19 protein-coding genes are annotated in these 18,358 nt (G+C 51.1%); 8 read left to right on the top strand and 11 right to left on the bottom strand.

Going from position 1 to position 18,358, the window contains the following annotated elements:
• Nucleotides 1–70: 70 nt before the first annotated feature.
• Nucleotides 71–460 (top strand): RidA family protein, encoded by a 390-nt coding sequence (locus tag CPA45_RS17720; protein ID WP_096653808.1) that lies wholly within the window; start codon nt 71–73, stop codon nt 458–460.
• 62 nt (nt 461–522) lie between these two features.
• Here the strand turns inward: CPA45_RS17720 and CPA45_RS17715 are convergent, their stop codons facing one another.
• From CPA45_RS17715 to CPA45_RS17705, 3 genes are all read right to left on the bottom strand, one after another.
• Entirely contained in the window at nt 523–2,466 is a 1,944-nt protein-coding gene (locus tag CPA45_RS17715; RefSeq protein ID WP_096653806.1) for a tripartite tricarboxylate transporter permease, read from the bottom strand.
• An 81-nt stretch (nt 2,467–2,547) separates the two neighbouring features.
• Nucleotides 2,548–3,654, bottom strand: coding sequence for a type 2 periplasmic-binding domain-containing protein (locus tag CPA45_RS17710; protein ID WP_244287646.1), 1,107 nt, complete (start codon nt 3,652–3,654; stop codon nt 2,548–2,550).
• Nucleotides 3,655–3,706: 52 nt separating this feature from the next.
• Nucleotides 3,707–4,831 (bottom strand): 4-oxalomesaconate tautomerase, encoded by a 1,125-nt coding sequence (locus CPA45_RS17705; protein ID WP_096653804.1) that lies wholly within the window; start codon nt 4,829–4,831, stop codon nt 3,707–3,709.
• Nucleotides 4,832–4,979: 148 nt separating this feature from the next.
• Here CPA45_RS17705 and CPA45_RS17700 point away from each other — a divergent pair, with 148 nt between their 5' ends.
• Nucleotides 4,980–5,885: a LysR family transcriptional regulator gene (locus tag CPA45_RS17700; protein WP_170938520.1), complete on the top strand. Its 906-nt coding sequence runs from the start codon at nt 4,980–4,982 to the stop codon at nt 5,883–5,885.
• Here the strand turns inward: CPA45_RS17700 and CPA45_RS17695 are convergent.
• A complete protein-coding gene (locus CPA45_RS17695) occupies nt 5,878–7,347 on the bottom strand; it encodes a cobyric acid synthase (protein ID WP_096653802.1) in 1,470 nt (489 codons plus the stop codon). The genes CPA45_RS17700 and CPA45_RS17695 overlap by 8 nt on opposite strands.
• 176 nt (nt 7,348–7,523) lie before the next feature.
• Here CPA45_RS17695 and CPA45_RS17690 point away from each other — a divergent pair, with 176 nt between their 5' ends.
• A complete protein-coding gene (locus CPA45_RS17690; protein ID WP_096653800.1) occupies nt 7,524–8,444 on the top strand; it encodes a glutaminase in 921 nt (306 codons plus the stop codon).
• Nucleotides 8,445–8,467: 23 nt separating this feature from the next.
• Here CPA45_RS17690 and CPA45_RS17685 read toward each other — a convergent pair whose 3' ends face one another.
• The gene (locus CPA45_RS17685; protein WP_096653856.1) at nt 8,468–9,316 is read right to left on the bottom strand and encodes a bifunctional transcriptional activator/DNA repair enzyme AdaA; all 849 of its coding nucleotides are present in this window, start codon (nt 9,314–9,316) and stop codon (nt 8,468–8,470) included.
• Between the two features lie 179 nt (nt 9,317–9,495).
• Between CPA45_RS17685 and CPA45_RS17680 the strand changes: the two genes are divergently transcribed.
• Nucleotides 9,496–10,089 carry a LysE family translocator gene (locus tag CPA45_RS17680; protein ID WP_096653798.1) on the top strand — a complete coding sequence of 198 codons (594 nt, stop codon included), beginning with the start codon at nt 9,496–9,498 and terminating at the stop codon, nt 10,087–10,089.
• On the opposite strand, the gene CPA45_RS17675 is transcribed toward CPA45_RS17680, so the two are convergent.
• Nucleotides 10,078–10,926, bottom strand: a complete 849-nt coding sequence (locus CPA45_RS17675) for an AraC family transcriptional regulator (protein WP_096653796.1) — start codon at nt 10,924–10,926, stop codon at nt 10,078–10,080. The two genes, CPA45_RS17680 and CPA45_RS17675, sit on opposite strands and share 12 nt — an antisense overlap.
• Before the next feature lie 86 nt (nt 10,927–11,012).
• A complete protein-coding gene (locus CPA45_RS17670) occupies nt 11,013–11,489 on the bottom strand; it encodes an Lrp/AsnC family transcriptional regulator (protein ID WP_078087889.1) in 477 nt (158 codons plus the stop codon).
• Between the two features lie 194 nt (nt 11,490–11,683).
• On the opposite strand from CPA45_RS17670, the gene CPA45_RS17665 reads away from it, so the two are divergent.
• A complete protein-coding gene (locus CPA45_RS17665; RefSeq protein ID WP_096653794.1) occupies nt 11,684–12,295 on the top strand; it encodes a LysE family translocator in 612 nt (203 codons plus the stop codon).
• A 110-nt stretch (nt 12,296–12,405) separates the two neighbouring features.
• Here CPA45_RS17665 and CPA45_RS17660 read toward each other — a convergent pair whose 3' ends face one another.
• Nucleotides 12,406–13,194, bottom strand: a complete 789-nt coding sequence (locus tag CPA45_RS17660; RefSeq protein WP_078087891.1) for a slipin family protein — start codon at nt 13,192–13,194, stop codon at nt 12,406–12,408.
• A gap of 30 nt (nt 13,195–13,224) precedes the next feature.
• Nucleotides 13,225–14,601, bottom strand: a complete 1,377-nt coding sequence (locus CPA45_RS17655; protein ID WP_096653792.1) for an NfeD family protein — start codon at nt 14,599–14,601, stop codon at nt 13,225–13,227.
• A gap of 323 nt (nt 14,602–14,924) precedes the next feature.
• On the opposite strand from CPA45_RS17655, the gene CPA45_RS17650 reads away from it, so the two are divergent.
• A complete protein-coding gene (locus CPA45_RS17650) occupies nt 14,925–15,578 on the top strand; it encodes an alternative oxidase (RefSeq protein ID WP_096653790.1) in 654 nt (217 codons plus the stop codon).
• 35 nt (nt 15,579–15,613) lie between these two features.
• Here CPA45_RS17650 and CPA45_RS17645 read toward each other — a convergent pair whose 3' ends face one another.
• The gene (locus CPA45_RS17645) at nt 15,614–16,021 is read right to left on the bottom strand and encodes a DUF4019 domain-containing protein (protein WP_096653788.1); all 408 of its coding nucleotides are present in this window, start codon (nt 16,019–16,021) and stop codon (nt 15,614–15,616) included.
• A gap of 216 nt (nt 16,022–16,237) precedes the next feature.
• Here CPA45_RS17645 and CPA45_RS17640 point away from each other — a divergent pair, with 216 nt between their 5' ends.
• The gene (locus tag CPA45_RS17640) at nt 16,238–16,981 is read left to right on the top strand and encodes a class I SAM-dependent DNA methyltransferase (RefSeq protein ID WP_096653786.1); all 744 of its coding nucleotides are present in this window, start codon (nt 16,238–16,240) and stop codon (nt 16,979–16,981) included.
• Between the two features lie 84 nt (nt 16,982–17,065).
• Here the strand turns inward: CPA45_RS17640 and CPA45_RS17635 are convergent, their stop codons facing one another.
• Complete coding sequence (locus CPA45_RS17635; RefSeq protein ID WP_096653784.1) at nt 17,066–17,464, bottom strand: GNAT family N-acetyltransferase; 399 nt, start codon at nt 17,462–17,464, stop codon at nt 17,066–17,068.
• Nucleotides 17,465–17,738: 274 nt separating this feature from the next.
• On the opposite strand from CPA45_RS17635, the gene CPA45_RS17630 reads away from it, so the two are divergent.
• On the top strand, nt 17,739–18,335 hold the full coding sequence (locus tag CPA45_RS17630) for a GNAT family N-acetyltransferase (protein WP_096653782.1): 597 nt from the start codon (nt 17,739–17,741) through the stop codon (nt 18,333–18,335).
• Nucleotides 18,336–18,358: the final 23 nt, after the last annotated feature.

Raw genomic sequence — 18,358 nt, 5'->3', positions numbered from 1 at the left:
AGTGGAACTAGACGATACTAACATTGTCACAGCTAGCGCGGCGCGCTTATGCTGTCGCCAAGGAGCATTAATGCCAACGTTTATCAACGACCCTACGCTGCCCAAACCAGCATTCCCAGCTAGCCATATGGTGATCGACGATCATTATGTATTTATTTCCGGCTTAACCGTTACTGACCTTTCTAATGGAAAAGCCGCCCGCGGCGATGTCAAACAAGAAACCCGCCTCGTCATGCGCGAACTTGAACGCATGCTAGAACAGGAAGGTGGCAGCCTAGCGGATATTGTTAGAGTCGATATTCACCTTGCTGACTTAAAGCAGATCAATGCATTAGACAGCATGTACGCGGAGTTTTTTGAACCAGGCCGCTATCCGGCACGCACCTGCACAGAGTCACCCAATATTTGCGGTGGCAGCTCAGTGGAGGTCACTCTGATGGCGAAGCGAGCTAACCTCTAATTTCCATTAAGCACAAAAAGCCAATTTAATGACTTTTTGTGCTGACTTAAAGCTGATCGGTTTTATAAAGCTGCCAACATTCCGGCTGGGTAAGTCAACGCTAAAAGATTGGCTACCCCCACTAAGAAAAGTGTTACACCCGTTGCCATCCCCACTGCAATGACCGGTTTCATCCGCGCCACCACAAGTAAAAACCCAAGGCAAAATACGGCGGCGGTAAATAGGAAGCCAAACACCATCACGCTACCAATCAAGGCAAAGAAGCCGGCCACCCAAACGAACTGCTGGCGTAATGTCTGAATTTGCCACTTCATCGGTTTGATAACCGTTCTGATAATTTCCAACAGACATGCTGCCACAATAATGGCAATCGCCAGCCTGGGCATGATGCCCCCCAACATGGAAAGATCTGCAAAGGTCAGCCACATATACCCGGCACCTGCTAGCAGGCTACCCAGCAATACTACGTCAATCACACCCAGCGACAACGGCGCCACCTCTTCCTGAAGCGTAGATGCAGCAGACTGCTCGGTTGGGCGGCGCTTTTGCAGGTAGCTGCGTAAAGGAGGAACAATCAGTGATGCCGCAATCAGTGCACCAATAATCAGTACCCCAGGCCGCATAAAGGCTTCTGCACCTTGAAACTGAGCGGCTTGATAGAAGTATGCTTCTGCACCGGGAGCTAGCACAAAGCCAATTAAAAAGGCGGGACGAGACCAGTTTGCCTGCTTAAACAGCACACCAATCGCACCAATAATGCCGAGTGCAAATAGATCACCCAGCGAACGCGTCGCTTGATAGGCAGCGAAGAGGATCAAGATGGTAATTAGGGGCGCTAAAATCACGAATGGCACCCGGGTTAAGCTGGCCACCGGCCGCGCCAACCCCAAACAGAGCGCAGCGCCTAAAATATTCGCCAGTGCTAACGACCAAATGATGGTGTACGTCAGATCGAGGTTCGTTTCTAACATACTGACACCGGGCTGAAGGCCAAGCAGAAGTAGACCACCTAAAAACACCGCCGCCGTACCTGAACCGGGAATACCAAACAGTAAAGTAGGCACCATCGCCCCGCAAGCACAGGCGTTGTTAGCAGACTCCGGCGCAATCACGCCGCGAATATCACCTTTGCCAAACTGGGATTTATCCTTGGCGCTCTGCACCGCGTGGCCGTAGGTGAGCCAATCCACCACCGAGCCCGCCAAGCCAGGAATCGTGCCCATTAAGCTACCAATGCCCGCGCAGCGGGCCACTAATCCAGGTCGCCTGGCCACATCCTTTACGCCCTCTTTCCAGCCCTTTCCCAACTGGCAGGGCTGTTCGGCAATCGCGCCGCGCTTCACCAATAGATCAATGATTTCAGGCAGTGCGAAAATACCTAAACCGACCACCACTAACGGCAAACCGTCATAGAGGTAGTCAAGTTCAAACGGCAGCCGAAACTCTCCGGTAGCTGGCGCCATGCCGATGGTGCCGACCAATAAGCCAACGCCGCAGGCGGCAATGCCTTTAAAAACATCCTTGCCAGAAAGCACCGCCACCATGGAGAGCCCCAGCAGCGTTAACATAAATAGCTCTGATGAAGAAAACGACAGCACAACAGGCCGGGCGATGAGAATAAAGGCCGTGAGCACCACCGCACCAATCAGGCCGCCCATCATTGACGACAGAAACGCGCTAGAGAGTGCTCGTGCAGCCTGCCCTTTCTTAGCCAACGCAAAGCCATCCACCACGGTGGCCTGGGAAGCACTAGAGCCTGGGATCCCAAGCAGTACAGAGGCAAACGTATCACCTGTGGGGATCACCGCCACTAACCCCATCAGCATACCCAGGGCGACAGAAGGCTCCATGCCATAGAGGAAAGGCAACAGAAGCGACATACCGGCAATGCCGCCAAGCCCAGGGATGATGCCCACAATCAGCCCAATCAGGACACCGATAACCATGTACAGCATATGGGGAACAGTAAACAACTGCCCCAAACTGGAGAATAAGACATCTAACATTGTTATGGCTCTTATGTTATTTAGTGTAAGGGAGCCCAAAAACACCGCTCAAGCAGTGCTTTTTTTGTGTTAACTGGCGTGTTAAATACGGGCACCGTGCTGCTCTAGCAGCCACTCGACCAACCACTGGCGCGTGGCATCATCAAGTGACATGGCCTCCTGTAGATGCTGCTCGACGATCTCACCCACCACTGGCGTGTAGGGGCCAAGCTGTGCCATTGCTGCATCTTTAAACGCTTCTGTATCCACAAAACGCTGTGCCGCTTCGCGATACTCCTGAATGAGATCAGCGGGCGCATCGCTAGGCAGCAGAATCAATTTTTGCAGCGTGAACCCTGAGGCAAAGAATTTGCGATACGCTTCGGCGGCGGGGCCGCTGGGAGCTTCGCCATGCAAGGTTTCGTAAACGTCATTGAAGGTCGGCAAGTCAGGGAAGGCAGGGTCACGAACGATCTCGCCGCTGTCGTTGAGCACGCCCAGGGAAAATAGCGGCACCGCTCGCCCGCTCTCTACCAGAGGTTCTACGCTACTGAAATAGGCAGAGGTGGTTTGGAAGTCGATATCCGCCTCGCCGCGCTCAAAGGCTAACCGCCCTTCTCCACGGCTACGCATGCCAGAAACGGCCTGTACATCGGCACCCAGCAAATCAAGCGCAATCAATACCGGCAGCTCCAGCCCTGTATGGCTTTGCACGGCAAACTTGACGCGCTGATTGGTCACCGCGCTCAGCACCTCCTCTGCGCTATCACCCAGACTAGGCTGGGCATACACTACGCCGCCTGTGGGGGTCGCTAAAATCGGTGTCCAATCGTCGTAGTTATAACGTACTCGACGGTCTTGCAACATGGCAGGGTACTGGGTGGAAGCAGACGTGCCTATCCATTGGCTACCATCCGCGGCAGCTCGCATAGCGAACAGGTTACTGCCATTAATGGAGCCACCGCCGGGCACGTTATCGATGACTAGCGTAGGATTGCCTTGAATATGATCGCTCATCCACGTGGTGAAAAAGCGTGCCCATACGTCGGTTCCTCCGCCCACACCAAACGGAATAGTCCAGCGAATGGTGTCAGGCACGCTCACATCGTCAGCCTGGGCATTCACACTGATAGCGCCTAGCGTGGAACAAGCAACGACAAGTAGCGCTTTTTTAAACGTGTTAAGCGTTGTGTGCTTCATGGTGGTCATGGCGATACTCCTGTTATTGATTATTGTCGTTTGGTAATAGTCGTAGCGTGATTCAATCAACGGTTTCGATGGCGTGATGACCCACTTGCTTTGAAGGGCTCGCGTAGAAAATTTGCCCGCTCATAATTTTGCGAGCCGTTCGGATAAGCGATACACGCGCCAGATCAAACGCATTCTGTTGGCGATACTCTGCCGTCAGCTCAATAGAGCCAGAAGGGTGTTCCAGGACGATCTGTGATAGCAGCTGCCCAGCAAAAAGCTTTTGATGGCTGATGGCCATATGATTGGCAACGGAGCCGGGTAGATTAACCGCGGCAGCAACGGCCATTGCCCCGGTGACGGCAATGGCTTTGTGGCAGCGATGAGGCACAAAATAGCGAACATTGAGCGTATGCGATGCCGCTTCAGCCGCTGAAATCAGCACCACTTTGGGCAGTACGCTGTGACTAACATCGCCCATTCCCATCCGCCGCCCCGCTTCCCGGCGCAGAGTTTCTAAGCGGGTTAACAATGGCGCATTATCATCCAATTCGGCAGGCGACTCATGGCCGGCTAATCCAACCGACTCAGCGCGCAGCAGCATAATCGGGGTGGCCGCATCGATACAGCTCACTGCGACGCCTTCAATCTCTTCACATGCTTTTCCGGTGGGTAACAGCTGGCCTGTTTTACTGCCCATGATGTCTAAAAAGCTAAGCTGGATGCCTGCAGCACTTCCTGGAACGCCGCTAATGGTGACACTGCCTTCGTACTGCACCTGCTTCCCCGGTGTAGGGACATGGCATTCGATCAACCGCTGGGTGTTTAAGTTATGGACTTTCACCACGGTGGTACCGTCTTGCGGTTCTACCAGCCCCGTCTCTATGGCATATGGCCCTACAGCAGAGAGCATATTGCCGCAGTTGGGGTTAAAGTCGACGCGCTTGTTCACTACATCCACTTGAGCAAATAGATAGTCAACATCGGCGTCAGGGTGTGACGAGCGCTCCACAATGGCCACTTTGCTGGTGAGCGGGTCGCCGCCCCCGATACCATCAATCTGTAGCGCGTGGCCGGAGCCCATCAAACTCAGCAAGATATCAGCCTGCTGGGCCTGATCACTAGGTAGGTCTTTCATGCGAATAAAGGGGCCTCGAGAGGTGCCGCCCCGCATAATGACACAAGGAATGCTGTTCATATCGTTCCGCCATAGTTCGCGATGACTGTATGCACGGAGAATGTCAGCCAATCTTTAATGTCTCAAATGCAAATATAGATTGCTATAAATACGATTCTTGCATTAATGTGTTTTGGTTATTAATCCACTTTTTTTGCGCAACAATCCCATGCTGCATAGACTCGAATTTCTTGACCTTCATGCATTCATTTTAGTCGCTGAATTAGGCACCTTTCATGAGGCGGCTCAGCGCTTGCATTTGTCGCAACCGGCCCTTACTCGCCGTATCCAAAAGCTGGAAGAACTCCTTGAAGTTGAACTACTTGAGAGAACCACTAGGCGTACTCGGCTAACGCCTATTGGGGCAGATTTTTTGCCCCGGGCCAGGCGCATGCTTGAGGAGTACGAGTCCTCTATTTTGGGGATTCGGGAGTTGGTCACGCACCAAAAAGGAACCGTGACAATTGCTTGCTTGCCGACGGCGGCCTTCTACTTTTTGCCTAGTGTCATTCGCGTGTTTAGCGAGGCTTGGCCGGGTATTCGTATCCGAATTTTGGATGTCAGTGCTAACGAGGGGCTGGAAAAAGTTATCAATGGCGAGGCGGATTTCGGTATCAATATGATCAGCGCACAAAGCTCGGAGGTGCGCTTTACCCCGCTGTTGCGAGACCCCTTTGTATTGGCACTACGCTCGGATCATCCGCTCGCCAGCAAAAAACAGATCGAGTGGAGCGATCTAGAAGATGTGCGACTTATCACTGTGAGCCGCGATAGTGGAAATCGCACTTTGCTAGATAATGCACTTTCTGCTGAGGGTATCCACTTAAACAGCTTTTATGAGGTTCAGCACTTGTCGACCTCTTTGGGTTTAGTGGAGTCAGGCTTAGGGGTGGCTATTTTGCCGCGTATGACCATGCCTGGCCCAGATCACGACACACTGTGTTCTAGAGATCTTCCTGAGCCACGCATTCAGCGTTCCATTGGTCTTGTGCGTAGCAATACCCACAGCCTCTCCAGTACCGCACAGTTATTTATTGATTTATTGCTTGAGCACTGGGTTAAAGAATCTATTTAACAGTTTTCATGGCGCCAGCATCAATCAGCGCAATAACCGCTTCAATATCAATGTGCTCCTCCAGCATATCGGCCAAACGATCAAGCTCACGCTCACGGTGGGCCTGATAATCACTTTGCTCCCCATTCACAAGGCCGAGCTGCTTTAACAGTGCTTGGCAGGCATCCGGGTGGTCAAATAACCCGTGCAGATAAGTACCGATAATTTGGCCATCTTTGCTAACGGTGCCTTCTGGGCGTCCATTCAAATCAAACAGCGGTGAACTAAGCGCTGCCCCGTCGCTTACGCCGTTATGGATCTCATAGCCAGTAACGGTAGCGCCCTCCGCCACCGTTAAACCACTCACATTGCGCAGCTGCTTACCTGCTACCATACGCGTGGTAATGGGCAACAGTCCTAATCCTGCTACTTTTTCAGGTTTTCCCTCCAAGCCCTCCGGGTCATCTACCCACTCGCCCAGCATTTGAAAGCCACCGCAAATACCCAACACCTTGCCGCCATAGCGCAGGTGACGCTGAATGGCGATATCCCAACCCTGGCGTTTTAACCACTCCAGATCGCTTGCGGTACTTTTACTACCGGGCAGAATAATCACATCGGCAGCAGGAATTGGCTGGCCGGCCCGGATAAACGACAACGAGACCTGAGGATGTAACCGTAAAGGGTCAAAATCAGTGTGGTTACTGATACGCGGCAGCGCGGGTACGATGACGTTAAGCGTTTGACTGGCTTTTTCTGCGTGGGTTAAACCAATACTATCTTCAGCATCGAGCACCAGCCCCTGCAGATAAGGCAGCGTGCCAAATACCGGTTTTCCAGTGCGTTCCTCTAGCCACTCAAGCCCGGGCTTTAGCAGCGCTATATCACCGCGAAAACGGTTAATAATAAAACCTTTGGTGCGCGCCTGCTCGCTATCGCTCAGTAGCGCCAGAGTGCCTACCAACTGGGCAAAAACACCGCCACGGTCGATATCGCCCACCAGTAATACTGGGCAGTCAGCCGCCTCGGCAAAGCCCATATTGGCGATATCGCCTTTGCGTAGGTTAATCTCGGCAGGGCTGCCCGCACCTTCGGCAATAATTACGTCAAAGCGGCTCTCCAAGGCTTGCCATGCTGCCATCACACTCTCTTTAGCAGTACGCTTAAAGGCGTGGTAGTCCAGTGCATCCATATGGCCGTACACCTTGCCACGTAAAATCACCTGGGCACCGCGGTCAGTTTCCGGCTTTAACAGCACAGGATTCATATCGCTATGGGGGACCACACCCGCGGCCTGGGCCTGAAGCGCCGTTGAGCGGCCAATTTCACCGCCGTCGCTGGTCACTGCGCTATTCAGAGCCATATTTTGTGGTTTAAATGGCGCCACCGACACACCACGACGCTTCAGCACACGGCACAGCCCCGCAACGACCGTGCTCTTGCCAGCATCCGAAGTGGTGCCTTGAATCATTAATGTGGTCATGTGCGACGGCCCCTTCTAAAAGAGCCAAACTGTAGCCGTGGAGCGCATGGCGCGCAATGGACAAGGTTACATAACAGGGCGCATAGCCCATAGTATTTCGGTATCACCTACCAGCAGACAAGCTGACTAATTTCCGCTAGTGTAGCGCTTCATGCTGCCAAACGAATCCGCCCTAAATGCAAGAATTACTTAACAATATTGTCGCCGAGCTGGCCGAAGAAACCGAGCGCGGCAAAGTGGCCGACTACATTCCTCAGCTTGCCCACGTAGACCCTAGCCAGTTCGCAATCAGCCTAGCCACCGTAGAGGGTGAACGCTTTTCGGCGGGCTGTGCTACTACCCCCTTTTCCATTCAGAGCATATCAAAGGTATTTACGCTAACCATCGCACTTGGGAAGTTGGGCGATGCGCTCTGGTCGAAAGTTGGGCGTGAGCCTTCCGGTGACCCCTTCAACTCCATTGTTCAGCTTGAGCACGAAGGAGGCAAACCGCGAAATCCATTCATTAATGCCGGGGCTATTGCGGTAGTCGACGCGATCATGATGGGTCACGAGCCAAAAGAGACGCTGGGAGAAATTCTAAGTTTCGTGCGCTATATCGCCGATGACAACAGTATCTGCTTTGACCACCAAGTTGCGGCGTCCGAGATGCAACACAAAGATCGCAACGCCTCACTGGCTCATTTTATGAAAGCCTTTGGTCACTTACGTCATGATGTCGATAAAGTGATCGGCACCTACTTCCACCAATGTGCCATTGCCATGAGCTGCGAACAGTTGGCCCACGCAGGGCTATTTTTGGCTTCCGATGGCGTTAACCGCCCCAGCAACTTGCGCGTGGTGTCGCCACAACGAGCACGGCGGATCAACTCATTAATGATGATGTGCGGGCACTACGACGCCTCTGGAGAGTTTGCCTTCCGCGTTGGGCTACCCGGAAAAAGTGGCGTAGGCGGCGGCATACTGGCTATCGCCCCTGGGCGCGGTTCACTGGCTGTTTGGTCGCCAGGGCTAGATAAATACGGTAATAGCCTGCTTGGCACTCGCGCACTGGAAATGTTTGCTCAGCGCACTGGTTGGTCGGTATTTGGACACTGATGCTTTTTCTGAATAGTGCTTTTCTATGAATGTGTCCCAATCAATAATGAGTGCTTGGCCACTTCCCATGTTTGCACTATCTGCTTTTTCTCTAAACCCCAGCGATAACCACCGAGTGCACCGCTTTGTTGAATCACCCGATGGCAAGGAATCCATAGCGCTATCGGGTTTGCGCCCACCGCATTACCTACCGCCCGGGAAGATTTAGGCCTGCCTAAAGCCTGGGCAATATGCGAATAGCTGGCAAATTGTCCTTCGGGAATAGTCAGCAGCGCTCGCCATACGGCAATCTGGAAATTGGTGCCAGTGACATGCAGAGATAAAGCGGCCCTTCCCCCCTCAGGTTTAGTAAAGAGCCTCTCCACCGCGCAGCGGGTGGTATCAGGGCTGTGGCAAAACGTGCTGCGCGGCCACTCTTTGGTGAGCCGTGCTAGTAACTCATCAGCACTGGTGGCATCGACAAATCCCATTCGACAAATGCCGCGATGCGTAACGGCGACGAACATACTGCCGAATGGTGTTTCATGAACGCCGTACGCTATTTCTACCCCCTCCCCTTGGCGTTTGTACTCACCAGGGGTGACCGCTTCCAACTGCACAAAATGATCGTACAACCGCGAGCCACCACTCAGCCCAAGCGCATGCACGGTGTTGGTGAGGCTCTCCGCTGAAGCAATCAGTTGCTTGCCTCTTTCCAGTGTCAACGCCTGCAAAAAACGCTTGGGGCTAATGCCCGCATAACGACAAAACAACCGTTGGAAGTGGTAAGCACTTAAATGAACCTGTGCCGCCACCGTTTCCAAGCTTGGCTGTTCCGTCGCATTAGCCACCATATAGGTCATTGCTTTTTCGATACGGGCATAGTCGTTCATAGCTAAGTTCTCACGGATCCAAACGGGGAAAAGCACAGAGTTCAAAATATAGACCAAGCTTAACCAGCCAAAAGCGCTCAGCCTACCCGAATCTTGCGCAATGGTACGGCACCTCAATTTTGTTCAATACACCTGACATACACCGTTGCAAACTGCCTACTCTTTTAAGGAGGATGGCAATGAGTGTTTCGCTACTTTTACCGATGTCTGCATTTGCCCTTGCCGCGTCTATTTCGCCAGGCCCGGTCAACATTGTTTGCCTGAGTAGTGGCACCCACCACCCTATCGCGAAAGGTCTTGTTTTCGTGACTGGCGCGACATTAGGTTTTTTGGCTCTTTTTCTGGCAATCGGGGCAGGGCTCTATTCGCTACTGCTCGTGGTGCCCATATTGGAAGAAGCGTTACGCTGGGCGGGTATACTGTTTTTACTCTATTTGAGCTACCAGCTCTTCCGCCATGACGGCTCTATTCATGGCCAGAGTAGCGATAAGCCACCGGGTTTTATGACTGGCGCCCTGATGCAGTGGCTAAACCCTAAAGCGTGGTTGGCGTCTGCCGCTGGTATTGGTGCTTATACCAGCGGTAATGAGCCCTATCAGCTATGGCTATTCGCCTCACTTTACCTACCCATTTGCTGGTTATCTCTGGCCAGTTGGGTGTATGCAGGTGCCTTTCTTAAACGCTACATTCACCGCCCACTCATTCTGCTGAGCATTAATCGCACACTGGCTGTTTGCTTGGCCGCTAGCGCACTGTTCCTGCTACTGGAATAGCTCCTGCTGTTTGAGCAGTGGATAGCGATACTGGTTCGGTGTCGCTGCCACCAAGCGCTTAAACGTTCTTTGAAAGTGGGGCTGATCATTAAAGCCTGCGTTTAAGGCTGCCTCAACGATAGGCTGTCCTCGCTTAAGTGCATTCTGCCCCATCTGGATACGTTGGTTAATCAGGTAGGCATGGGGCGTTAGCCCGAAGTGCTGCTTAAACGCTCGAACAAGATGCCCAGCGCTATAGCCAGACAGCTGACATAAGCGCTTGAGCGGTATATCGGCGGTACAGTTGGCACGTACATAGGCCGCAACATGTTCCAGCATGCAGGGGGCACCTGGAAACTCCACCTCGGGCTCCTGCGCAAGCGTTTGCATAACTTCAGCCAGATATTCAGTAAGTACCGCTTTCTTATCCTCTATATCACGCCGCTCATCCAGCAAGCATGTCGCCATATCGCAATAACCACTAAAGAGCTTAGGCTGAGTAATAACCGCAGTCGCAATATCTTGCCAGCGAGGAGTATCCAGCAGCCCCATTTGGTAGCGCAACTCACTTAACCACGCTGCGTCTACATAAAGCATTAAGTATGCCCAGGGCTGGTTCTCAATGGGGTTGCAAGCATGTACCCAGTGCGGATTCATCATGACCAGATCGCCGGCAGAAATCTGATACGTGGCATCACGATAGCTAAACGTGCTTTTACCTGCCGTTACCGCCCCCAGCGACCAATGCGCATGGCTATGGGGTGCATAGCAAACCTGGCGTGCGTCAATAATTTTACGCAGCTCCACATAGGGCATACGCGCATCACGCCAGAAAATAGGTGTCGAGATTGGACTCATGCTCTGCTCGCAGTATTGAAAAGTAGTTCCTGGTAGCCAGACCAGCGCTATACATCACGCTATTATCAATTTATTTAACGTAGCAGCTAACCTCCCGTAAGCGGCAAAATTCCGTACTCTTTCACCGGCTGTATAGCAAAGTTACTGCGGATATCGCTTACTCCTGGCAAACGCAGCAGCGTGCTAGTGAGAAATGCATCATAAGCCGCCAGGCTTGGCACCACTACCTGTAGCAGAAAATCTGACTCACCTGATACAAGGTGGGCTGTGACCACTTCAGGCAATTTCACCACAGCCTCACGGAAGGCGTTTGCCTGCTCCTCACGGTGGCGCTCCACCTTAATGCCGACAAACACAGTTAACTCTAACCCGACGCTCCGGCGATCAAGCTCGGCGTGATAGCCACGGATAATGCCGCTGGCTTCCAAGCGCCGCACTCGGCGTAAACAGGGAGATGGCGACAAGTTCACCTTCTCTGCCAACTCGACATTAGTTAAACGAGCATCGCCTTGGAGCAAAGCAAGAATACGGCGGTCAGTGGCATCTAATTGGCTGTTTGGCATAGACAAGCATTTCTCTTATTTCAATTGGCACAAACTGCCAACAAGTGACTTTTTAGAAGTGTAAATGGCAAGAAATCACTCATCACTTTAACGCTACCATTAGCTTTCTCGAAGAGCTTTCTCAAAGTGCTTTCTCAAAGTGCTTTCTCAAAGCACTGTTTACCTACAACTTATCTATAGCAGGAAGTAAAACTATGGAGCTCGGGCTTTTTATTGGCGCTTTAGCCATTGTTTACCTCGTCCCTGGCCCTGATATGCTGCTCGTTTTACATACCAGCAGCACCCTTGGGCGCGGGCATGGACTAGCCACTGCAATAGGCCTAGCGATTGCCAGAGGCGTACATGTAGCTCTAGCAGGATTAGGGTTAGCAGCACTTTTCATTGCTGCTCCATGGCTATTTGATGCGGTTCGTTATGTAGGTGCCGCCTACTTGGTTTGGCTGGCGTTACAGCTTATCCGGGCACGGTCTAGCGCCCCAGCTAATCAGCAGGAAGCGCCTCTTCAAGGAAGCTATTACATGGCATGGCGGCGCGGGCTGCTAACGAACCTATTGAACCCCAAGTCGCTACTTTTTTGCTCAGTACTACTGCCCCAGTTTGTACATAGCGAACAGGGGTCAGTAGCGCTTCAGTTCACGCTACTGGGGGCTATGCTAGTTAGCGTAGGGCTCATATATGATACGTTGTATGCTTGCGCTGGGGCCAAAATGCAGCGTTGGTTTGCTGGCAATAAAACAAAGCAAAAAATACAGAACTGGGTATTTGGCACGCTACTCATTGGCTTCGCTCTGCGCTTAGCCTCTTAACGACTTAGTATCTTAACGACTGAGCATCTTAACGAACGTGCTTGCTGGTAGCCCACCCACTTCCAGCCGCGCTAGAAAGTCAACTTGCAGTGGGTGTGTGCTGCCACTTTCTATGCATCATCTGATTTTTTATCCGGCATTGGCGTCGAGTGTTTCGCTTTCATATCCCTGAATGCTTCCATAATATCCATGGGTAGCGGGAAGAAAATCGTCGAAGCATTCTTATTACTCATATCACTCATGGTTTGCAGATAGCGCAGCTGAAGTGCGGCTGAGTTTTCCTGCATCACATTAGCTGCTTCAACTAACTTTTTCGAAGCCTGCAGCTCACCTTCAGCGTGGATAACCTTAGCGCGCCGTTCACGCTCAGCTTCCGCTTGACGCGCAATAGCACGGATCATGCTCTCGTCTAAATCGACGTGTTTAATCTCAACGTTCGCGACCTTGATCCCCCACTCCTCCGTCTGGGTATCAATAATTTCTTGAATGTCATCATTCAACTTGTCGCGTTCGGAAAGCATTTCATCAAGGTCATGCTTACCCAGCACTGAACGCAAGGTGGTTTGCGCCAACTGGCTGGTTGCCTGAGTAAAGTTTTCCACCTGAATAATTGCTTTTTCAGGGTCTACCACACGGAAGTAAAGCACTGCATTCACTTTAACCGTCACGTTATCCTGAGAGATAACATCTTGCTCCGGTACATCCATAGTGATGACGCGTAAATCCACCACGTCCATCTTCTGAATCCCAGGAATCACGACCACTAGCCCTGGCCCTTTCACCGTCTGGAATCGACCCAGGAAAAACACTACCCCACGCTTATATTCCGGCAATATGCGAATAGAGGCAGCGAATAGCATCACTACCAACACAACGGGGACAAAATATGAAAGCATCATGGCACACCTCGTATAGAAGTTGGTTTTCCGTCAGTCGGGGAGCACATGCACAGTTAACCCATCAAGCCGCACTACCTTTAAGGTATCGCCCTGCTTAACGGGCACGTCACACACCGCGTTCCAGCGCTCACCATGCAGGCGAACATGGCCTTGGGTATGAAAGTCTTCTAATGCAATCGCATCCGCACCAATCAGCTGTTCTGCACCACTGTGTACGGGGCGCCTGCGCAGCGCGGCAAAACGTGTCATTGTCCACACCATCAAGCAGCCTGACACCAACGCCACTCCGCCAATTAGCGGTAGCGATATAGCTAAGTGTTCAGCGTCCATCAACATCACCGAACCAAGCACAAAGGCGACAACGCCTCCCCCTCCTAATACGCCAAAACTAGGTAGCAGTGCTTCCCCCACCATTAGCGCTATTCCTACTAAGACTAGTGCAAGCCCAGCATAATTGATGGGCAGTACCTGGAAGGCAAAGAGCGCCAGCAGCAGACAAATGACTCCGATAGTGCCTGGGAACAGGCTTCCAGGGCTGGAGAGTTCAAAAATTATTCCATAAAAGCCAATGATCATTAGGAAGTAGGCGATATTGGGGTTAGTAATCAGCGATAGCAGCTGGGTACGCCAATCTGGGTCGAAGCGCTCAATGGTAAGATTCGAAGTCGCCAGCGTATATTCTCCGCGCTCCATCACGACCGTCATGCCGTCGATCTGCGCCAACAGATCATCAAGATCACGTGCCACCACATTGATTACGTTTTGCTCCAATGCCCGGCTAGCGGTGAGATTTACCGCATCTCGAACCGCCTCTTCAGCCCAATCAGCATTACGCCCGTGGCGCTCAGCCAGGCCTCGGATAAAGCTCACTGCGTCTTCCATCACTTTACGTTCCATTGCACTGCCTTCACGGCTTGGCCTATCAGTAGCCTCCTCGCTCTCTTCAGCAGTGCCTTCGTCAGCATCTCTGCTCACCAGCCCGCCTCCGCCCATTTGTATTGGCGTTGCAGAGCCCAGATGTGTTGCTGGCGCCATGGCAGCCACATGGCTGCCATATAGCAGGTAGGTGCCTGCGCTTGCCGCCCTTGCTCCGCTGGGCGATACATACATAACTACAGGTATATCGGCATTCAGCATGGTCTGGATCATGTCACGGGTCGTATCTACCAACCCACCTGGAGTGTTGAGCTCGACAACCATCAGCTCACTCCCCTGATCACGCGCATGACGCATGCCCCGTTCAAAATAGTCCTTAGTGGCTGGGCCAATGGCCCCCTCAACGTTTAGTACCACAGCGTTGCCAGTACCGCTCTGCGCCAACGCTTGCCAAGTAAATGAAAGAGAGGCCATGAAGACACCAGCAATAAATATCCAAAGCCAATGGTATTTGTGGGAAAGAGCTTTCATATCGACTCCCCGCGCTTTGCGCCTTCATGTCACTGTCTAGCTCACTTTGACAAACATCGCCATGCCTCTTATTCCACGCTCATTAATAGAGACCACCATAGTGCCGTCTTGTTTCACAAACCTTATATTTTGTACAAATCATGGACAACGAGCTATAACCAAGCACTTTTAACAAAGCGACCTATCCGTCCACAAAATCCTAAATAAATTTTCATACATAAATAAAAACAAGCCCTAATCAAATGACTATTTATTCTGACAAGGTGAACCACACTCTTATACAGAAGTCGTACCAAGAGACTTCAAAAAGGAGAAGTAGCTCTATGGCAGCCGATAACCATTCAACTAATTCAACCAAAACAGATACACAGCAGACGCACTACCAGCCACGCGGGCTTTCAGATCGAATCGCTTATCGACTGGTACGCTTTATGCGTTTTTTTGCGGATGTTTTTTTTGCAGGCCGCTACGGTCACCGAGCGGTTATTTTAGAGACAGTGGCTGCTGTACCTGGCATGGTAGGAGGCGCAATTCAGCACTTACATGCCCTACGGCGAATTAAAGATGATGATGGCTGGATTCGCACGCTATTAGATGAAGCCGAGAACGAGCGTATGCACTTAATGACGTTTATCGAGGTGGCGAAACCTAACCGCTTTGAGCGGTTCATTATTATGGTTGCGCAAGGTATTTTCTTTAACCTATTTTTCCTGCTTTACCTCTGCTCCAGCAAAACCGCCCACCGCGTGGTAGGTTACTTAGAAGAGGAAGCCGTTTATAGCTACACCGAATACTTAGAAGGCATTGATCGTGGTGAATACGAGAACATTCCCGCACCACAAATCGCCATCGATTACTGGAACCTGTCACAGGATGCCCGACTACGTGAAGTGGTAGTTGCAGTAAGGGCCGATGAAGCAGACCACCGCGACACCAACCACGACTTTGCCGACCAACTGTCGAAACAGACTGACTAGCCAAGAAAAATTAACTTAAGATTTTTCAAGGGCAACTACTTCACATAATAACCGCTAACCCGCCAGGCCCCCTCTTCTAAGTGGGGAGTAATCGTTTCGATGCTCCTCGCTTTGTTCTCAAATCGCGTTTGAAAGGTGAACACCATGTAGTCGCCATCAGGCGCGCCGGGCATTGACCGCTCACGGCTTACACGGACTCGTTGACGCGACTCTACCGCACCAAAATCTCGTCTTGCCGCGCCGATGGTGCGCTCTAACATGTACGGTGAAAGCGGTCTTTGCAGTATCGGAGAAGAAGCTTCCCAGGCTTGCTTGTACTGACCACTATCGATGGCTTCAAGCCACGCCAACGCAACTGCCTCTGCCGCATTGGTACTTGCATGCACCTGGGTGAATAAAGATAAGAGCAAGGTGGCGACGATACAGGTCACTGTTTTGGGCATAGCGGTCTCTCTTGATATTGAGCAACAACCAGAAAATTCTTGATCGTCTTAATTCTATATCGGTAATCATCAGGGTTTCTTTAGAGCCATGGCAATATGGGGTAATGGCAATAATGTAGGTAAAAGAAAAACTCCAAGCTATGCCCGCTTCTCAAAACCAATCCGCTCGTTTACTATGCTGCCCCCTCCTTCATTAGCACCCAGCATTAGGCAACCATGTCCGCCAACGCACTCTATACCGACCTTTCTGGCTACTACGATTTGATGTGCGTAGATATCAACTACCCAGCACAAAGCAATGCCATTCGCAGGTTGCATCAGCTTTTCGGTAACGGCGGTACCACACACCTAGATTTAGCCTGTGGCACCGGCCCTCACGTACGCCATTTTATTGATTTTGGCTATGTCAGTAGCGGGCTGGATATCAACCAACCGATGCTGGATATCGCCGCCATACGTTGTCCAGAAGCACACTTCACCTTGCAAGACATGAGCACCTTCGAGGTAAGCGTCCCCCTCGATCTAATTACCTGTTTTTTATACTCCATCCACTACAACGATGGCATTGCAAAACTGGCAGCATGTATATCCACCGTACACCACGCACTCAAGCCTGGCGGTGTTTTCTGTTTTAATGCTGTCGATAAAGATAAAATTGATAACGATTTATCTGTTAAACACAGCGCTAAACAAGAAGATGCTGTATTCACATTCCGCTCTGGTTGGCACTACAGCGGGCAAGGAGAAAAGCAATCACTCAGGCTAAGTATTGAAAAGACTAACGCGGAAGAGACACAGCTTTGGGACGACGAACACCCTATGGTGGCCATCAGCTTTGCGGAGTTAAGCGCACTCTTAACGCCTCACTTTGAGGTTCATGTATTTGAGCACAACTACGAAAAAATCATTCCCTGGGATAACGGCTCTGGTAATGCGATTTTTGTGTGTGTGAAAGTTTAATATCACCTGCCAAGTACATCATCGCGCTAATAGGTAAATTAGCGTTATGCATCGAACCTTACTTGATACCCCAGCTTATCGGGACTAAAACCTGAAAACTCGTAGAACATGTGTGTCGAGGGGGACTTTAGAGCAAGTTATAAGCACCACCTTATAACAGCCAGCTTGCTGTGCAAATTCTGCAGCGTACCTAAGAATAGCGTGTCCGATACCTTGCTTGCGGTAAGCCTTGGATACAATCACGTTTTCGATGATTGCATACGGGCGACCAGACCAGCTCAAGTTAGCACAAATATTCACGGTACAGGTACCCACCATGCCATCATCAGTGATGGCACCAACGACGCCCCCACTGTGTAATATCGAACCAAAGATACGCTGCAATTCCTCATCCGCAGGCCTGGGTGAAAGATCACGGTCATATTCATCAATAAGGTCTAGCACGCTGGCAAGTTCTGTTTCATAGACTTGCCGAATTTCCATGGGAGTTCTCTATGTTTAACGGTCACTCTCACGCACTTGTCGCGTAGACTGCATTGCTTTCAATGCTAAGGCAAAGCCTCATTAGATGACCATAAAGCTTAAGGTATCAAACCTACAAAGCATGAATTATAGTTGAGTTGGCAGCTAGCTTGATTGGCATTGGCTTTAATAGCTGAGTGATCAGCTTCTGATATTGCCCCACCTCTGCAAATAAAAATTAACACCACCACGTCTGGATCAATTGTTATTACTCTTTGAATCTAGGAAACAGCATATGGGCATTGTGATTCAGAAAGGCTTTAACCTTGAAAAGGCTGAGCCTGTCGCTAGGCTTTATGAGGAAGCTTTCGGCGCTAAATTCGCCAGCGCAATACCTGACAAGGCTAAACGCATTCAATTGCTCTCCGACTGCTTTATCCCTGAATTTTCCTTTACTGCCATCCTTGAAGATGAGGTCATTGGGCTAGCAGGGTTTCAGCAGCCAAATGGTTCGCTAACGGGAGGAGTCGGGATAAAACAGCTGATAGGCAAGCTTGGAACATTGAAAGGGCTCTGGGCATGTCTGGTGTTCAGCTTATTCGAGCGCAAGCCAAAATCTCAAGAATTGGTGATGGATGGGATTGCTGTCGATAGCCGATTCCGAGGCCAAGGTATAGGCTCCAGACTCTTGGATAGCATTATTGCACATGCCGTGGATAATGGTTTCGAGACAATCCGCTTAGACGTTATCGATAGCAACCCGAGAGCAAGGAGGCTGTACGAATCCAAAGGATTTATAGCCGTAAACGAAGAGAATTTTCCCTACTTGAAATGGTTAATCGGTTTCTCTGGGTCAACAACCATGGTGTTGAAGCTAACAGACACCACCTAAGCACAGGATTTTCTCTCCCACCC

This window comes from Vreelandella nigrificans, assembly GCF_002374315.1.
Classification (GTDB): Bacteria; Pseudomonadota; Gammaproteobacteria; order Pseudomonadales; family Halomonadaceae; genus Vreelandella; species Vreelandella nigrificans.
Note: the sequence above shows the minus strand (reverse complement) of the source record. Positions and strands in the feature narration are given on the sequence as shown.

Coding starts and splice junctions, on each gene's coding strand:
- CPA45_RS17660 (WP_078087891.1), bottom strand. CDS start 13,194: ATGATGCTTTCATATTTTGTCCCCGTTGTGTTGGTAGTGATGCTATTC.
- CPA45_RS17720 (WP_096653808.1), top strand. CDS start 71: ATGCCAACGTTTATCAACGACCCTACGCTGCCCAAACCAGCATTCCCA.
- CPA45_RS17635 (WP_096653784.1), bottom strand. CDS start 17,464: ATGGAAATTCGGCAAGTCTATGAAACAGAACTTGCCAGCGTGCTAGAC.
- CPA45_RS17645 (WP_096653788.1), bottom strand. CDS start 16,021: ATGCCCAAAACAGTGACCTGTATCGTCGCCACCTTGCTCTTATCTTTA.
- CPA45_RS17690 (WP_096653800.1), top strand. CDS start 7,524: ATGCAAGAATTACTTAACAATATTGTCGCCGAGCTGGCCGAAGAAACC.
- CPA45_RS17715 (WP_096653806.1), bottom strand. CDS start 2,466: ATGTTAGATGTCTTATTCTCCAGTTTGGGGCAGTTGTTTACTGTTCCC.
- CPA45_RS17695 (WP_096653802.1), bottom strand. CDS start 7,347: ATGACCACATTAATGATTCAAGGCACCACTTCGGATGCTGGCAAGAGC.
- CPA45_RS17685 (WP_096653856.1), bottom strand. CDS start 9,316: ATGAACGACTATGCCCGTATCGAAAAAGCAATGACCTATATGGTGGCT.
- CPA45_RS17710 (WP_244287646.1), bottom strand. CDS start 3,654: ATGACCACCATGAAGCACACAACGCTTAACACGTTTAAAAAAGCGCTA.
- CPA45_RS17705 (WP_096653804.1), bottom strand. CDS start 4,831: ATGAACAGCATTCCTTGTGTCATTATGCGGGGCGGCACCTCTCGAGGC.
- CPA45_RS17650 (WP_096653790.1), top strand. CDS start 14,925: ATGGCAGCCGATAACCATTCAACTAATTCAACCAAAACAGATACACAG.
- CPA45_RS17680 (WP_096653798.1), top strand. CDS start 9,496: ATGAGTGTTTCGCTACTTTTACCGATGTCTGCATTTGCCCTTGCCGCG.
- CPA45_RS17665 (WP_096653794.1), top strand. CDS start 11,684: ATGGAGCTCGGGCTTTTTATTGGCGCTTTAGCCATTGTTTACCTCGTC.
- CPA45_RS17630 (WP_096653782.1), top strand. CDS start 17,739: ATGGGCATTGTGATTCAGAAAGGCTTTAACCTTGAAAAGGCTGAGCCT.
- CPA45_RS17700 (WP_170938520.1), top strand. CDS start 4,980: ATGCTGCATAGACTCGAATTTCTTGACCTTCATGCATTCATTTTAGTC.
- CPA45_RS17640 (WP_096653786.1), top strand. CDS start 16,238: ATGTCCGCCAACGCACTCTATACCGACCTTTCTGGCTACTACGATTTG.
- CPA45_RS17670 (WP_078087889.1), bottom strand. CDS start 11,489: ATGCCAAACAGCCAATTAGATGCCACTGACCGCCGTATTCTTGCTTTG.
- CPA45_RS17655 (WP_096653792.1), bottom strand. CDS start 14,601: ATGAAAGCTCTTTCCCACAAATACCATTGGCTTTGGATATTTATTGCT.
- CPA45_RS17675 (WP_096653796.1), bottom strand. CDS start 10,926: ATGAGTCCAATCTCGACACCTATTTTCTGGCGTGATGCGCGTATGCCC.